At 52.3% G+C, this 15111-nt stretch carries 14 protein-coding genes; 8 read left to right on the top strand and 6 right to left on the bottom strand.

Going from position 1 to position 15111, the window contains the following annotated elements:
* Positions 1–14 precede the first annotated feature (14 nt).
* From LC093_RS06395 to LC093_RS06420, 6 genes are all read right to left on the bottom strand, one after another.
* Positions 15–674, bottom strand: coding sequence for a VWA domain-containing protein (locus tag LC093_RS06395; protein ID WP_226663349.1), 660 nt, complete (start codon positions 672–674; stop codon positions 15–17).
* Positions 671–2104: a hypothetical protein gene (locus tag LC093_RS06400; RefSeq protein ID WP_226663351.1), complete on the bottom strand. Its 1434-nt coding sequence runs from the start codon at positions 2102–2104 to the stop codon at positions 671–673. The genes LC093_RS06395 and LC093_RS06400 overlap by 4 nt, the downstream gene beginning before the upstream one ends.
* 396 nt (positions 2105–2500) lie before the next feature.
* Entirely contained in the window at positions 2501–4462 is a 1962-nt protein-coding gene (locus LC093_RS06405) for an acyltransferase family protein (protein ID WP_226663353.1), read from the bottom strand.
* Between the two features lie 327 nt (positions 4463–4789).
* Positions 4790–5914 (bottom strand): ABC transporter permease, encoded by a 1125-nt coding sequence (locus LC093_RS06410; protein ID WP_226663355.1) that lies wholly within the window; start codon positions 5912–5914, stop codon positions 4790–4792.
* Positions 5911–6885 (bottom strand): ABC transporter ATP-binding protein, encoded by a 975-nt coding sequence (locus LC093_RS06415; protein WP_226663357.1) that lies wholly within the window; start codon positions 6883–6885, stop codon positions 5911–5913. The genes LC093_RS06410 and LC093_RS06415 overlap by 4 nt, the downstream gene beginning before the upstream one ends.
* Positions 6882–8015 (bottom strand): HlyD family secretion protein, encoded by a 1134-nt coding sequence (locus LC093_RS06420; RefSeq protein ID WP_226663359.1) that lies wholly within the window; start codon positions 8013–8015, stop codon positions 6882–6884. Before LC093_RS06420 ends, LC093_RS06415 begins: the two co-directional genes overlap by 4 nt.
* A 450-nt stretch (positions 8016–8465) precedes the next feature.
* On the opposite strand from LC093_RS06420, the gene LC093_RS06425 reads away from it, so the two are divergent.
* From LC093_RS06425 to LC093_RS06460, 8 genes are all read left to right on the top strand, one after another.
* Complete coding sequence (locus tag LC093_RS06425; RefSeq protein WP_226663360.1) at positions 8466–9059, top strand: response regulator transcription factor; 594 nt, start codon at positions 8466–8468, stop codon at positions 9057–9059.
* On the top strand, positions 9056–9511 hold the full coding sequence (locus LC093_RS06430) for a curli production assembly/transport protein CsgE (protein WP_226663362.1): 456 nt from the start codon (positions 9056–9058) through the stop codon (positions 9509–9511). The genes LC093_RS06425 and LC093_RS06430 overlap by 4 nt, the downstream gene beginning before the upstream one ends.
* Positions 9511–9936: a curli assembly protein CsgF gene (locus LC093_RS06435; RefSeq protein ID WP_226663364.1), complete on the top strand. Its 426-nt coding sequence runs from the start codon at positions 9511–9513 to the stop codon at positions 9934–9936. The genes LC093_RS06430 and LC093_RS06435 overlap by 1 nt, the downstream gene beginning before the upstream one ends.
* 81 nt (positions 9937–10017) lie before the next feature.
* Positions 10018–10884, top strand: coding sequence for a CsgG/HfaB family protein (locus LC093_RS06440; protein WP_226663819.1), 867 nt, complete (start codon positions 10018–10020; stop codon positions 10882–10884).
* A gap of 18 nt (positions 10885–10902) precedes the next feature.
* A complete protein-coding gene (locus LC093_RS06445; protein WP_226663371.1) occupies positions 10903–11448 on the top strand; it encodes a hypothetical protein in 546 nt (181 codons plus the stop codon).
* The gene (locus tag LC093_RS06450; RefSeq protein WP_226663373.1) at positions 11441–12376 is read left to right on the top strand and encodes a hypothetical protein; all 936 of its coding nucleotides are present in this window, start codon (positions 11441–11443) and stop codon (positions 12374–12376) included. Before LC093_RS06445 ends, LC093_RS06450 begins: the two co-directional genes overlap by 8 nt.
* A gap of 537 nt (positions 12377–12913) precedes the next feature.
* Positions 12914–13789, top strand: coding sequence for a hypothetical protein (locus LC093_RS06455; RefSeq protein ID WP_226663374.1), 876 nt, complete (start codon positions 12914–12916; stop codon positions 13787–13789).
* An 89-nt stretch (positions 13790–13878) separates the two neighbouring features.
* Complete coding sequence (locus LC093_RS06460) at positions 13879–14754, top strand: hypothetical protein (RefSeq protein WP_226663376.1); 876 nt, start codon at positions 13879–13881, stop codon at positions 14752–14754.
* The last annotated feature ends 357 nt before the right edge of the window (positions 14755–15111 follow it).

The following is a 15111-nucleotide window of genomic DNA, read 5'->3' on the forward strand; positions in this document are numbered from 1 at the left end:
GTTGGCATTGTTGATCAGCGCAGAATTTTTTCCAACCGCTCGAGGTCATTTACCACTCGCCAGCTGCCGCCACTCTGCTCGACTTTCTCCTGCCACTGTTGCAGGCGGCCGAGATACTCACTCGGATCCACATTGTCCGTTCTCAGTTTGGTGACATTCAGGGCTACCAGATCGTAACCATCCAGAGACAACGGTATATCCCGGTTGTACCCCTCTTTGATCTCCTCCTTGAGGTCAGAAAAAATCAGGATGGTTTTGCGACCCGGCTGTTTCTCATTGAGGAACTCTACCGCCTGCAGCAGGCCACCCGTAATATCGGTATAGGCGGCAGGCTTCGTATCTTGTACGAAGCGGTCGATGGACTGCTGAAACGCCTGTTTCTGTTTATTGGTTACACTGGGGCGGTCATCAAACGTGACCTTGGCCTGTATGTTTTTTTCACTAAAGCTGCCGGTATTAATACTCGCAACCGCAAAGGTATCTCCCGGATTCAACTTGGCCAGGGTGTAGTTGATCACCTGCTGGGCTTTGCCCAGCTCCTCCGTATAGGTTCCGGAGGTATCAATCAGCATGTACACACCCTGGTTGCGTGCTACCGGCTCACCGCAGCTCGCGATGGCCAACATGGAGATAAGTGTAATCAGGGACAGGAATATTCGGCGCTGAACGTTCATACTGGTGCCTCCCCGGTTTCCTCGGATGGCACGGGTGCTTCAGCGTGTGTGGTGGCAGCCTTCGCGCGCCGATTCAAATAGCCCGCTTCCAGCCAAAGTGGCAGAAAAATCGCGATATCGTAAACACGTACCAGCATGGCGCCGATACGCAAGATTCCGGTGCCACTGAGGCGCAGTACCACCGACAGCAGGCGCAAGAAGAAAGCGGACAGCACGCCGATCACCGTGCGCGCCGAGGCGATAAAGTTCTCCAGCGGAATCGCGACAAACGTCAGCGCAAACGGCAGAATGAACCCCATGCCCATCTGCGCAGCCGTGGTAATCCAGTAAACGCCTCCCGTTGCGTCAACCATCTCGCCCCGCAATTGGGCACTCACCGCCAGGTCTTCCTGCATCAGGATCTCACGCATAAAAGCGAGCCCCGCCTCAACACTGGCGAGGAAAAACAGCAGTACAAAGGCTGCCCACAGCATACGGGTACGCAACTTGTCGTTGAGGGCGCTGATTACTGGGAAAAGGCGTGTTATCCGCAGGCAATCCATTACAAACAGCCCCATGGTGATTTCGACCAGAATGATCACCAGGGCCGAAATATCGGCCACCTTGAAGTTTCCGATATAGCTGGTACCGCCAACCATTTCCGTCATTGGCCGAGCTATCAGGTGGAAATTGATCAGGGCACCGCCTACGGCAATAGCCAGTACGAATGCGGAGATAAAGAACTGGCTAAGAGATGAGGAAGACAACATTCGCTGGGCACGGTCGCTGCTTTGCAGGATTTCCTCGTAGCGCTCCATATGCCCATCAACCACCTTTGCCCGCTGCTGTACGGCGGTCACGGTCTTGTTGACTCGCCCCAGGCTGTTCAGGATCGAACGCCAGGCGGGCATCATGCGCTTCAGCAACTGGTGGCGCTCCCGCGCGGATTCCCGATAGGCTTCCAGCGCCTTGGCTTCCGCTTTGCGCATGGAACCATGGATGGTCTCCAGCACATCCCCGACAACCGGATCCTGCTTGGCCGGTATCTCGGCTACCGCTTTGATGGCCTTGGCCCAGTTGGTAGGCTCCGGTGGCACCTCGGCACTGCGCACATAGTCTTCATCAATAGCAGTTAGCTGCTCGCACAGTTTACGGTGCAGCGCTGGATATTGGGACAGCTCTTTCTTCATCGCGCTTTCGATACGATCGAATTCCCGCTCGATATGCCGCTCGGTCGCCTCACGGCCGGCGGCCAGCAGTACTTCGCGGTTACGCAATTGTAAGCGCCCCTCGGCAGCGGCTACCGCATTGGCCCCGAGTCGCAGCGACTGGTGGAAAAAACGTGCGAGGGCGTAAATACCCTGGTGCACAGGTTTGCGTGCGAGAAACAGCCCGATGAGTGCAATCACAAACCACAACCAAGGCGGCATGCTTTGGAAAACTCCGGTCATGGTACATCTGCCTCCTTGCTGACAAGCAGCAACGTTTTAAGTGTACAGACCTGACATCAGTCCTGAATAAAGGTTGGTTAATTCTGCTGCCTACACTGGGCAGTAATACCTGCATCGTATCAGCAGCTTAAAGTGGGGCTGCTACGGGAGTCCAATTTTTCCTATATACACATAATCGGGCAACGTAATCGAGAGAATATTAGCGAAGTCCGCCTAGTTCAGTGAAAGACCCTCCCAGCCCCAACAAAAAAACAGGATTGTCACACAAGGGAGCTTAGACGCAACGAGGGTGACTCCCTGATGACTGAAGTATCGTAGGAAGGCAGCCTCAACCTGAAGTGCGAGAGATGTAGATCATACCCAAGCGCCGTTCAGTAAATGCCTTACTAAGGCCAATTAACCGGAAAAAACCCCAGTTTTCTTTATTTTTTCATGAACTTCCGGCGCCAAATAGCGGGCATACGTTGCGGTAAGGTGTGCTCGATCCCGAAACTTCATAATGCCATTCTGCACAGCTAGGCAGCTGTCACTTTCACACACCGAATTAGTAAGATCAATCGGGTATACATTATCTGGCAACCCCAATAGCCCCGGATTCCCTGTACCTATGAGTGCTCCAAGTTTGGAATCAAGTTTCTGTCTCTTGTCCACAGAGCATCTTTCCGAATAAGGCCCATATCTATCGACACATAGAACAAAATCAAAATCTGATCTCGGCGTATCACGAACTGCAATAATCGGGATATTAGGAATATCTCCCCAAGCGTCATAAAAACCTTCCGGGATATACTCTGTTACCCCCTCATCGTTTACCCTGGTAGAAGTCAGCAGCGTAAAGACCGCGTCGGGCTTCAACTCATTTATCCTTGCAATCACCTTCCTATTCCACTCAAGGCACACGGATTCCTCACCCAGCGCTAGCAAAGCGCCAGAACGTGTTAAGGGACAATTCCCTTTGGTCATCGCTATGATCTTAACAGTGCGGTCTACTTTAGCGATTTCCTGCAATGCAGGTAACCAATGTAAGGAATGAGACCCTCCGACCAAAACGACTTCATTTGATCCATTCTCATTACCAAAAACACACTCAATGACTTCAGCCATTCCCCAACGCTGGTTACATCCATTTTTATAGCCTTGGGGAACATCAGATTTTGCAATTACTGTCGCGGGTACCACATGCTCGGGAACACCACCATTAAGCAATATTTTTACGTCCTTGCTGGCCGCACCTTTTACCGATATATATTGCCCACCCCACACCCCGACCATAATCACTGCGGGTATCATAACGACTACACAAGATGCCAATGCAGGTACAAAGTTCCCATTCACTACCGAAGACAACCTGAATGGCTTTTCGACAATTGTGTAAGTTAGATATGCTAGAACCCCCGAAACCACAATAATCCCGATCCCCGGTACAACGCCAACTTCCGAATACCCGGTAACCTGCCAATATGCCGTGAGGAGGGGCCAGTGCCAAAGATAAAAAGTAAATGAGAGATTCCCCAACCACTGCATAGAACGGCTATTTAGAAAACCCAAACTTGCAGAATTCCCTGCGGCGACAATAATTCCAGCGGTAGAAATCACCGGTATTAACGCTGGAACACCAGGGAATTGCTCACTTACGGGGATCACCGCGGCAAAGAATACGAAAACAAATACACAGCTATACCCAAGCACTCGAGCGAGATTTTGAGGAATCCTCACCTTAGTGAAGCAGGCCGCCAATATCATGCCTGTCAAGAACTCCCACAATCTCGCCCCCGTATCAAAATATGCTTTTGGCTGATTTTCATAAGTTGCCACCATTGCATAAATAAACGAAGCGACAAACAATACGATCAGAAGTGGCAAAATCGCCTTTTTCTTAAAATTGAGCCTTGAGTCAAATGCGGATAGAAATAACAAAACGATGGGCATCAAGATATAAATCTGCATCTGAACAGACAGCGCCCACATCTGCTGAAAGGGACTCGGAACCTCCCCTTGTGCCAGGTAATCTACACTCGAGCTAGAAAGCCACCAGTTTTCAACAAAAAATATAGCAGCGATAGCCGACCGGATTTGGACGGACCACTTACTTTCCATACCTATCAATAGGTAACCTGCACAGGTAGCTAATATAACCACACTGGCACTTGGCGCTATTCTAGAAAATGTCTTTTTATAATATCCAAGCACATTGCTCCAGGCGACCCGTTCATGTTTGAGCAGCGTTCGGTATATAAAAAAACCGGAAATAACAAAGAAAGCATCTACCCCGCCCGACACCTTCTGGAACCAGATGTGATAAACGGCCACCAGCAATGCCGCAACAACCCTCAACCCTTGAACTTCTCTTAAATACATCGTTACGCCTTAACAACCGGAAATTTATCGGCGTAAAAGTGAAATATACAAATCACATGAACATCCATGTTTTAGACAACCCAATCGCGCATAAGCGACAAAAACACCGTTTCATCCTCACGCACCAATACTGCGTTTTAATGAGACAGGATAAGAACAAAACCTAGTTTAGGTACATTCATTCAGAGGAAATGGCCGCGCACTCTACCAACTGCTTAAGAATATTTCACTTGATAAATGGGCCAGTTGTGATGCAAGTACGGATGCTGACTATTAGGAGATAGGGTATGAGGGGAAATTAATTTTTAAGGTTGAAAATTGCGCCAGCTAGTCCAGTCTTTTACGAAAACGCAGGATCGCAAAGGTCATCATCAACGCAATAAACACAAGCAAAGCCAATAGATCCGGCCAAAGCTCAAAGATCCCAGCCCCTCGCAACATAACCCCTCTAATCAAACGCAGAAAGTGGGTAAGCGGCAGGATCTCTGCGAGCCATTGTGCGGCTTTGGGCATTCCGTCGAAAGGAAACATGAAACCGGAAAGTAGTATCGAGGGCAGAAATACAAAGAACGTCATCTGCATCGCCTGAAACTGCGACTGCGCACGCGTGGAAATAAGTAGTCCCATTGCCAGGTTGGCCAGGATCAGCAATACCGCGGCGATATATACGTCCAGTAGACTGCCGCGAATAGGTACCTGAAACAGTAAGGTACCCAGTAACAGAATCAGGCTGGTCTGGACCAGGCCTATCAGGCCATAGGGCACAACCTTGCCGATCATCAGCTCGGCGCTGCTCACTGGGGTGGCGATCAGCAATTCCATATTACCCCGTTCGCGCTCCCGCACGATCGCCACCGCCGTAAACATCACCATGGTCATCGTGAGGATGATGCCAATCAGCCCCGGGACGATATTGATCGCAGAAACTCGCTGAGGATTGTAAAAGCTGACAACACTCACTGTCCCCTGAGGTAGAGGAATGGACTTCTGCCGGTCGGGAAGCAGGACATTATTTTCCGGCGGTGGTAACGCGATCGGCATCTGCGCCAGTTGCGCTGCCGCACTCTGCACTACCGTATCGCTGCCATCCACCAAAATCTGTACCGCCTGATCCCCCACTGCCAGGCGGCGTTCGTAATCAAACGGGACCGCGACGCCCACACTGATCTCGCCGCGGCGTATTAACTCCATCAGGTCTTCCGGGGTGCGTGCGTCCGCTACCGGATCGATCACCCCCGTGGCCAACATATCCATCACCATCTGCCGCGAGGCACTGGTACCGGCCTCGTCGGCAATGGCCGCGGGCAGGTGTCGCAGGTTCAGGTTGATGGCGTAGCCGAACAGGATCAGCTGCATGATGGGAATACCGATAATCATCGCCAGCGTCATTCGGTCCCGCCGCATTTGGCGGAACTCCTTGATCAGAACGGCATACAGTCGGCGCAGGTTCATCTTCCAGTCTCTCCACCGTCGCGTGCCGGCTGCTTCTGGGTTACCGCGACAAACACGTCTTCCAGGCTGGGCTCGATGGTACTGACCGTACCCCGGATGCCGGCGGATTTCAGGGCGCAGCGGATATCCTCACTACAGTCTCTCTCCGGTTCTCCCAGTACCCGCAGGCTGTTGCCAATCTGGGCAGCACTGATAACACCCGGCACCGAGACGATCGCGCGCTTCGCGCTGCGTTGTTGGTCCGTTTCCACGAGTAATGTGCGGCCTTCCAGCCCGCCGGTCAGTTCGGCCGGGCTGCCATCGGCGACCAGGCGCCCGCGGTCGAGAATCGCAAGCTTGTGGCAGCGCTCCGCTTCATCCATATAGTGGGTAGAGACCAGGATGGTGGTGCCACCATCAGTCAATTCGAACAGCTTCTCCCAGAAGTCACGGCGCGATTCCGGGTCCACCGCGCTGGTGGGCTCGTCGAGAAACAGTAATTCGGGTTTGTGGATAACCGCACCGGCCAGTGCCAGTCGCTGCTTTTGACCACCGCTCATGGTCCCAGCCAGCTGATCGGCACGGCCGGAAAAATGGTATTCCTCAATCAACTCCTCAATCCGCTCGCGCGCTGCGCGGCGCGACATATTCTGCACGGCCGCCAGGAATTCGAGGTTTTCCCGCACGGAAAGATCGGTAAACAGGGAAAATTGCTGAGTCATATAGCCAATATGCTGGCGCAGCGCTTCTGCCTCGGCGGGGATGGAAAAACCCAATACCTCGATCTCCCCCGCAGTCGGGGTGAGCAGGCCGCAGAGCATACGGATGCTGGTGGACTTACCCGAGCCATTGGGCCCCAGGAAGCCATAAATCTTGCGGTGCGCTACGGTAAGGTCGACATCGTCCACTGCTTTCAGGCTGCCGAATGCCTTGCTCAGCCCCCTGGCGCGGATGGCAATATCTGATGTGCTACCCCGCCCGGTCTCGGTCATTTGGATGTACCCGCCGCGGGAAGATCCTGTTCAGCCTCCTCGCGCCTCTGCTCCTGTAAGCCTGCTGACACGTTCTCGGTATCTTCTATGGACGGTACGGTATCCGCACTACCGGCTTCGAGAGCTGGCAATATCTCCTCTGTCACCTCTGGCTCAGGTACTTCGGCTATTCCGGGAAGAAATTCGGCCCTCAACGGCAACCCGGCCGGAAGGTCTACTGCGTTCTTTTGCAGCTGGATTTCTGCGATATAACTGAGGCGCGCCACATCATCTCCGGTAAGAGCGTAATACGGAGTGAAGCTCGGATCATCCCGCACCATCCGCACCCGCCCCGGGTAACCTTTTTCACTACCCGCAAGAAATACCACTGCACGCTGGTTACGCTTGACACCGGCGCGCATGGGCTGGGGAATATACACCCGAGCATAGGGCGTAGCGCCGGTAAGCAAAACGGCCAGTGATGCCCCAATTGGCGCCTCATCCCCCAGTTTGAAGGGGATACTGTCTACCAGGCCGGCCCGTGGCGCACGCACCACAAGCTTTTCCAGAATTACTCTCAGGGCCTCTGTCTGCGCGATGGCCTGCTGCAGGGCCGCCTGCCCCTGCTCAATCTCCTCAATCCGATAGCCTCGCTGCAATTCCAACAGCTGTTCGCGCGCCGCCCGAACCTGTGCCTGGGCACTTTCGGCAGCAGCACGCGCGCCATCGACATCGGATTTAGAGACAAAGTTTTTCCCGCCAAGATCTTTAAACCGGCGGTAATCCGCCTGGCGATCCACCGCTTCGGCCTCCGCTGCGGCGAGACTCGCCTCAGCGCGTTTTATTTCCTCTACCCGCGGCCCGGCCTGTAATTCCGCCAGCGCTGCACGCTGACGCGCAACCTCAGCCTCTGCAGCCTGCAGCTGCGCGCGGGTTTGCCGCGGATCGAGCGCCAGAACCACCTCGCCAGCTGCCACCCGCTGACCTTCGCGCACCCGCACTTCGATGATTTTTTCCGCAGCGGGCGCCGGCAGGGCAATGCGGTCCCATTCCAGGGTGCCCAACGCCGTAGGCTCGTGCTCTCCACATCCTGCCGTCACCAACAGCGCCAGCCCAATTAATAACCAGCGAGCTTCAAAGAGACAATGCAAAAGTTCACCTTTTTATGCATTCACATTCCGGATTGAACACAGTCCACCCGGTAAACCACGACTCGGGTGCAATGCCCTGTAACAACGAGTGTACCTGAACGCCAGACAGCGGCGGAAGCGACAAATATTACCCAATATTCTAAGAACGGGTTTTTCTGAGTTTTTATGCATTAAAAATTCTTTTTCTAAGTCCAAAAAATCATGAACGTCTGTCACCTGAGTTTGCGGCAGACGTATCAATCACTACTACACTCCATACAAATTTCTCAAGTAATGAGATTTTCCACTTAATCCAGCTGATACACCTACTGGCAGAAGATTTAAAACAGCCTCAGTACCAGCCGCTAAGTATGTCCAAAAATGGAATAACCGGGAAAGCTGCTTTTAACGGCAAGCCCGGGGATAGATACATCTTCTTGAGAGCTACACGGGTCAAACATGGGGTTATCTATGCCGATTCTCTTTCTAAGCGATTCGGGCCTTCACGGGGACTTACTGTTTTCACTGATTTCCGAGTCACTACCGGTAGAGTGGGAAAAAGCAGAGTTCGGAAAACAGAAACACTGTCTCAACGTCTATGAAGCGGTCATAGTCGACTGTCTTTCACTGACATCAAAATCCATCCCGAGCGCGGAATTCATCTATCTGAAGAACCTGATTCATCCCAGGGTTCTACTGATCAACTTCCCAGCGGATATGCCCACAGCCCTCAGCCGTCCGCTGGAAGAAAGGAAATTCACGTTTCTCTGTGACAACAGAAGCAGCCAGCAAGACCTGCTTGGCAAGCTTGGGTCTGCCCTACAGAACACCAGAAACAAGGGTGAAGCAACAGGGAAAGGCCGACTTCTCCTCACCAAGCGTGAACAGGAAATTCTGGCACACCTGACCACAGGCGACGCAAACAGCATTATCGCGTCTCGGCTGCACCTGAGCGAACACACCGTAAAAAATCACATGTACAACATATTCCGGAAGATTGGGGTTAAAAATCGGTTACAAGCGAGCAACTGGGCAAAAATGCATTTACAGGCCGAGCGTATATGAAGTTTGCCCTGGTGGCTCTGCTGCTGGTATTAGCGCCCGGCACGGCTCTGGCAGCAGACGACGACATGACGGCACTGGAAGACAGCGCGGCAGGCCCGTCATCAAATGACAGCGGGCGTATAGAAGATGAAATTAGCGGCTTCAATATCGACCAGACCATAACCCGTACTGGTCATGACTTTGCCCGCTTTATGAGTGAATACCGAAATCTCAATTTTCCAGACAGTAACTACAACCTCACGATAGAGGAACGCCCCTCGGCAAGGTGGGGCAACCTGATCTGGATTACTTACAACAACAAAGTTGTTTTCCGGCGCTTTATCAGCCCCAGTACCAACAACATACGCGCACTGGCTGAAGACGCTTCGAGAATGATTCATGAAATGGTGCTGCAGGAAAAGCTCCGCCAGGCATTTACGGACCACTTCGATTTAGGCAAGGACGAACTCTGATGAAACGAACAATAAGTAACGGATTCCTCTGGATACCCGCTCTGGTATTCAGTCTGGCCGCAGGCAACACCTTTGCCAGCGAGCTGGTTTATGAGCCCACCAACCCCAATTTTGGCGGCAACCCGCTGAATGGTACTTACCTGATCTCCAACGCACAGTCGCAGGACGACAACGAAGATCCGGATCAGCTGGACAGCCTGTACGAACAACCCAGCGCGCTGGATCGCTTTACGGATTCACTGGAAACACGGCTGCTCAACCAGCTTCTGACGGATGTGGGGAACGGCAATAGCGGGGAACTGATCACCGATGACTTCATCGTACAGATTGTGGATAACGATGGCGTTCTGACGGTGTTGATCACTGACCGGGAGACTGGGGATACCAGTGAGGTGATTGTGAGTGGGCTGAACCCCACTAACTAATAGCGAAAACCAGTCCACCAAGATGCATCCGGACTGACCCAGAATACTGAATAATTGCGAATAATACTGGAGACAAGCGTGATGCGTATTACAGGTCACAAGATCGCGGCTGTCGCTTTTTCGGTCGCAACCCTCCTGAGCGGCTGTACAGCGGTAAAAAATACCGGTGATGCCCTATTCGGGCCCGGTAAAAGTGAGGCCCAGCTGACCCCCAGGAACAACACCTATAGAGACCTGGTGAGCCTGCCGCAACCGAAAGGCAAAATCCTTGCTGCGGTGTATAACTTCAGAGACCAGACCGGCCAATACAAGCCCTCGCCCGCAAGCAGCTTTTCCACCGCTGTCACCCAGGGGGCAGCATCCATGTTGATGGATGTATTGAATGAATCGGGCTGGTTTATTCCGCTCGAACGCGAAGGACTGCAAAACCTTCTCACGGAACGCAAAATCATACGCGCCGCCCTGGCAAAACCTGACGTGCCGGAAAACAACGTTATGCTGCCATCTCTGGTTGCCGCCAATGTGCTGCTCGAAGGCGGTATTGTTGCCTATGACACCAATATCCGCACCGGCGGCGCCGGCGCCCGTTACTTCGGCATCGGTGCAGACGAGCAATACCGGGTAGACCAGGTAACCGTGAACCTGCGGGCTATCGATATTCGCTCCGGCCGCGTTTTGCACAGCGTATTAACCTCAAAAACCGTTTATTCGAAGGCTATCGGGGCAGATGTTTTCCGCTATGTGAAATTCAAACGCTTGCTGGAAATTGAGGTAGGCACAACCACCAACGAACCCGCGCAGCTGGCCACACTGTCGGCCATGGAATCAGCGGTGATACACCTGATTACCGAGGGCATCGTAAATAACTCCTGGGCGCTGCAAAACCCGGAAGATATCAATAGCCCCGTAATCCAGTACTACCTGAACGAACCAACCACTTTCATGTGAGCACGGGCACTGCCATCCATGTCACCACATAAAACGAGCAACATAACAGGCTGGCTACTGGCTCTGGTATGCGCGCTTTTTCACTTGACGTCAGTTGCCCAGGAGGCAACTCTGGCCGAGGATATTTCCAGCGTTGACGAACTCGACCGGTTGCACGGCTCGGGGGCTGCAAACCTGGCCATCATTGACCAGCAGGGCAATTTAAACCAGGTGTCTGCCCGCCAGTACGGTGTCGTGAATTTTTTGTCCGCGCTGCAGAATGGACAACAGAATGTTTTGTATGTAATTCAGTCCGGTAACCAGAATTCAGCGACGTCCAAGCAACTGGGTGATGTTAATGTCGCGGCCCTGATACAGGTCGGTTATGAAAACCTGATATTGCTCCAGCAAACCGGCTACGGAAACTCGGTGGATATCGCGCAGTACGGCTATCAAAATACAGCCAAGGTCAGTCAGGTTGGCGCCTATAACGAAGTCAGTATTTACCAGAGCGGTAATGGACTACATACGGCGGTAAAACAGACCGGCGCATCGCTGACCACCATTGTGAAACAGTATGACTAACGCAGTATCGCACCATAAACCGAATTACCGGCCCAAACCGGGAAAGTTCTCTCAGGTTATCACCGCGCTATTGGCAGGCTGCCTGGGGGGCTACGCATTGGGTGAGCCGCCAGCCGTTCACGACCAGGACGATCCAGAGGTGCTGCGGGCACTGCAGGAGGCAAGTGCATTAACCGATGATAAGGCGGTAACACTCAAGCAAACCGGCTTTCGCAATACAGCACAATCGCGCCAGGACCAGGAAGCAGACAGTACCCTTGTGCAGTTCCAGGACGGCAACTTGAATGATGCCAATGCATTGCAGGAGTATGGAACGGCCAATACTATTTCCATTTTTCAGGTCGGCACATTCAATGACGCCACCAGCCGCCAGACGGCTTCCGTCGATAGTCAGGCGACAACCCGCCAGGGAGGCTTTCAGAATCGAGCCGCGGTGGACCAGGAACTCGGTATTGGAAATCACGCGCAGATCCTGCAGCGGGGGATACAGAACCGGAGTGCCGTACAGCAATACAACAGCTTCGAATCTCTCGCCTGGCTGGAGCAATTCGGCAATGACAATAAGGCTGCTACAACGCAAAGTGGCTACGGCAACCTGGTGAGTATTGATCAGGCAGGCGATTACAACCAGTCAACAAGTACTCAAACCGGATATACCCATAAAGTCGACAGCCTGCAGAGCGGCTTTGGCAACCAGAGTTCAATCCTCCAGGCCGATTCTTATAACGCTGCCAGCGCTATTCAAACCGGCAGTTTCAATTCCGTAATGATCGAGCAGGCCGGCACCTATGGTGTCGGTGGTAGCCACCATGCCGTTACCACCCAATCAGGTGGCCTGAATGCTATTGGCATACACCAGCAGGGGAACGCCTCGACTGCCATCGTCAGCCAAAGCGGTTATGGCAATAACGTATCGCTCTCTCAATAGAGTCTGATCTCTCACACACCCCTCTAAACGCACCCTAAGGGCGCCTCCCCCCATCTTTTCCGGCGCAAATAGCTCCCTGAAAACGAGAGCCACCTACAGCTTTCGACGCAAACCCCATCAAATCGGCGCGCACTCCTTCCACCCTTTTCCATTTCCAAAACTGGAACCTCTGCGACCACGCAGACCCGTATGCCAATAGTTCCAGCTTCAGACAGGACGCTGGCGTATACATCCCAAAAACGTTCAAAAAATATACTTTTTTCCTAGGGTTTAGTGACTTATCTCCTATAGCGACACCTCAGTACAACGTCAAAACTCAATACCACCAAGGTTAGTTATTGATCAATGTGCTTGTACTTCACACAAGGAAATCGATAGCACCGCCAGATTTTGGATATACGCGCCATCCGCTCTGCCGAGCTCGTCACTTGGCCAGGCGGTAAGCCGTATAACCAGCAGGAATGGTACTGACATCAGTTCCATCATCGATCAGCAAGGGATGCTGATTTTTTAACGTCTGTAGTAAAGGAGCAACTCATGAAGACGTTTACCCCGATCGCCGCAGCTGTACTGTTCGCGGTAAGTGGCGCCGCATTTGCCGGCGGCAACCAATCTTTGCAGCACCAGGGTGGCTTTGGTAACCACGCCGAGTCCTACCAGACTGGTTTTGGCACTTGGTTTAACAAGATCGAGCAGGGCCAATATGGCGATCTCAACCAAGCGTATGCATCACAGGACTTCGAATTCTGGAGCAGAATTTATCAGGATCAATACGGTACCTATAACGGTGCCTATGATTTTCAGGCCGGTGGCGCCTTCAACATAATTCACACCACCCAGGTCGGGGTGTACAACACCTCAGCCACCACCCAAACCTATGAGGTCGAAAGCCGGGCATCCACTGACCAGTTTGGCCACTACAACCTTTCATTCATTAACCAAACCGGTGGTTACGCCAACAGGGCTACGGTACTGCAGGAAGGCGACGGTAATACGCAAAGTACTTCGCAGTTGCTGAGCAGCCATTCAACCGCTACTACCACCCAATATTTCGACGGAAACCATGCCGAGACGATGCAGTGGGGTGAGTATCTCGATTCGAATATTCTGCAAATCGGGCTGTACAACGTTGCCGATGTTTACCAGAGCGGCCTGCTCAACTCTTCCTCTGTAATTCAGGGGGGCATATTCAATATGGCCAGTGTCAACCAGGACGGTATTTACAATATGCAAAGTACCGTTCAGCTCGGTCTGTGTAACGATGCCAGTACGTCACAATATGGTATCGGGCTGCAAGCCTCCACGCTTCAAATCGGCGCAGGTAATGTGGCCGACACTCACCAGGTCGGTCTGTTTGATGTAGCAACCAAATTCCAGCATGGCCTCCACAATACCGCTTATAGCTCTCAGTAGACCCGACAGCAGAAAAGAAGATGAGCAGCATTACCGCTGCTCATCTTACGTTACAACGTCCTTTGTAGTACGCAGTAGAGGAGCAGCGAATGAAGTCCACAATTGTATTGACGGCTGCACTGTTAGCGGTAAGCGCCACTACGCTTGCAGAAGAGAACAGCTCCACTATCTATCAAAGTGGCATCGACAATACTGCAATGGCAGATCAATCCGATGCATATGCACACGGTAATGTCATCGTTCAGGACCAATCTGACGTACACAACAATGCCATAGCTGTTCAGATATCCGAGTTTCAAAGTCATATTTATCAAACGCAGTCTGGCGCACTGAATGATACGTATACGCTACAAAGCGGTGGCTATCACAATGTAAGTCGCACCGAGCAGTCAGGCTATGCCAATAGTGCGAGCACTTTCCAACTGCAAACGCAGTACAGCGAGGCGGTGATTCGCCAAAGTGGCTCACACAACCACGCCGAAATCTACCAAGTGGCAGGTTCCGGAAATATTGCGGTAATTCAGCAAACGGGATCTGTACACAACGCCCATATCGGCCAGTACGCCAGTATTGATTCTGAGGCCCATATCTATCAAAGCGGCACAGGTAACTACGGCAATATTCTGCAGGGTGGCTCAGGCAATATTGCGAGCATGACCCAAAGTGGCTCTATGAACACGGCCTCAATCGAGCAGGGCGGTGTACATAATGAAGCGGATATCATGCAAAGTGGTTATGGTAACCATGCCTACATCACACAGGTTTCCTGGTACAACCATGCCGTGGTCACCCAGGATGGCATGCATAACCGGGCTGACATTCTCCAGTTTGGCGGTGGTGGGCACACGGCTATCGTCACTCAAGTGGGAAGTATGAACAACGCCTGGGTATCACAGTATGGACTTTCCGAAACGGCCATTATCCATCAAGTAGGCTCGGGAAATACTGCGATCATTTCTCAATAAACTAACAATCACCAAAACGGTGCGGTATCACTCCAACCTTCCGCACCGTTTTTAACTCCCCCTCCCCCATTTAAACCTCCAGATACTTCCAACCGCCGACCTGAATTTCGCCAGCTCAAACCTCCCCAAAAAAATCAGAACAGAAAATTTAGAAAAAGTCGTAAAAAATTAATTTTTATTAACCACACCTGCACCAGACGACTCATTCTTTTCTACGATTAAAATATGGCCGCTAGCGCTATTCTTTATAAGACCAGGCGGAATCGCTTGCCGGATTTAAACATCGTCACTGGTGAGCTGTTTGATCTGCGCTACATGCAGAGAAAACCGGGGGTACCCGGATCTCAGTAATCGGGG

This window comes from Microbulbifer aggregans (genome assembly GCF_020524005.1).
Taxonomy (GTDB): domain Bacteria; phylum Pseudomonadota; class Gammaproteobacteria; order Pseudomonadales; family Cellvibrionaceae; genus Microbulbifer; species Microbulbifer aggregans_A.

Bases quoted from the DNA above. Each gene is read 5' to 3' on its own strand.
- LC093_RS06395 (WP_226663349.1), bottom strand. From the start codon at position 674: ATGAACGTTCAGCGCCGAATATTCCTGTCCCTGATTACACTTATCTCC.
- LC093_RS06400 (WP_226663351.1), bottom strand. From the start codon at position 2,104: ATGACCGGAGTTTTCCAAAGCATGCCGCCTTGGTTGTGGTTTGTGATT.
- LC093_RS06405 (WP_226663353.1), bottom strand. From the start codon at position 4,462: ATGTATTTAAGAGAAGTTCAAGGGTTGAGGGTTGTTGCGGCATTGCTG.
- LC093_RS06410 (WP_226663355.1), bottom strand. From the start codon at position 5,914: ATGAACCTGCGCCGACTGTATGCCGTTCTGATCAAGGAGTTCCGCCAA.
- LC093_RS06415 (WP_226663357.1), bottom strand. From the start codon at position 6,885: ATGACCGAGACCGGGCGGGGTAGCACATCAGATATTGCCATCCGCGCC.
- LC093_RS06425 (WP_226663360.1), top strand. From the start codon at position 8,466: ATGCCGATTCTCTTTCTAAGCGATTCGGGCCTTCACGGGGACTTACTG.
- LC093_RS06430 (WP_226663362.1), top strand. From the start codon at position 9,056: ATGAAGTTTGCCCTGGTGGCTCTGCTGCTGGTATTAGCGCCCGGCACG.
- LC093_RS06435 (WP_226663364.1), top strand. From the start codon at position 9,511: ATGAAACGAACAATAAGTAACGGATTCCTCTGGATACCCGCTCTGGTA.
- LC093_RS06440 (WP_226663819.1), top strand. From the start codon at position 10,018: ATGCGTATTACAGGTCACAAGATCGCGGCTGTCGCTTTTTCGGTCGCA.
- LC093_RS06445 (WP_226663371.1), top strand. From the start codon at position 10,903: ATGTCACCACATAAAACGAGCAACATAACAGGCTGGCTACTGGCTCTG.
- LC093_RS06450 (WP_226663373.1), top strand. From the start codon at position 11,441: ATGACTAACGCAGTATCGCACCATAAACCGAATTACCGGCCCAAACCG.
- LC093_RS06455 (WP_226663374.1), top strand. From the start codon at position 12,914: ATGAAGACGTTTACCCCGATCGCCGCAGCTGTACTGTTCGCGGTAAGT.
- LC093_RS06460 (WP_226663376.1), top strand. From the start codon at position 13,879: ATGAAGTCCACAATTGTATTGACGGCTGCACTGTTAGCGGTAAGCGCC.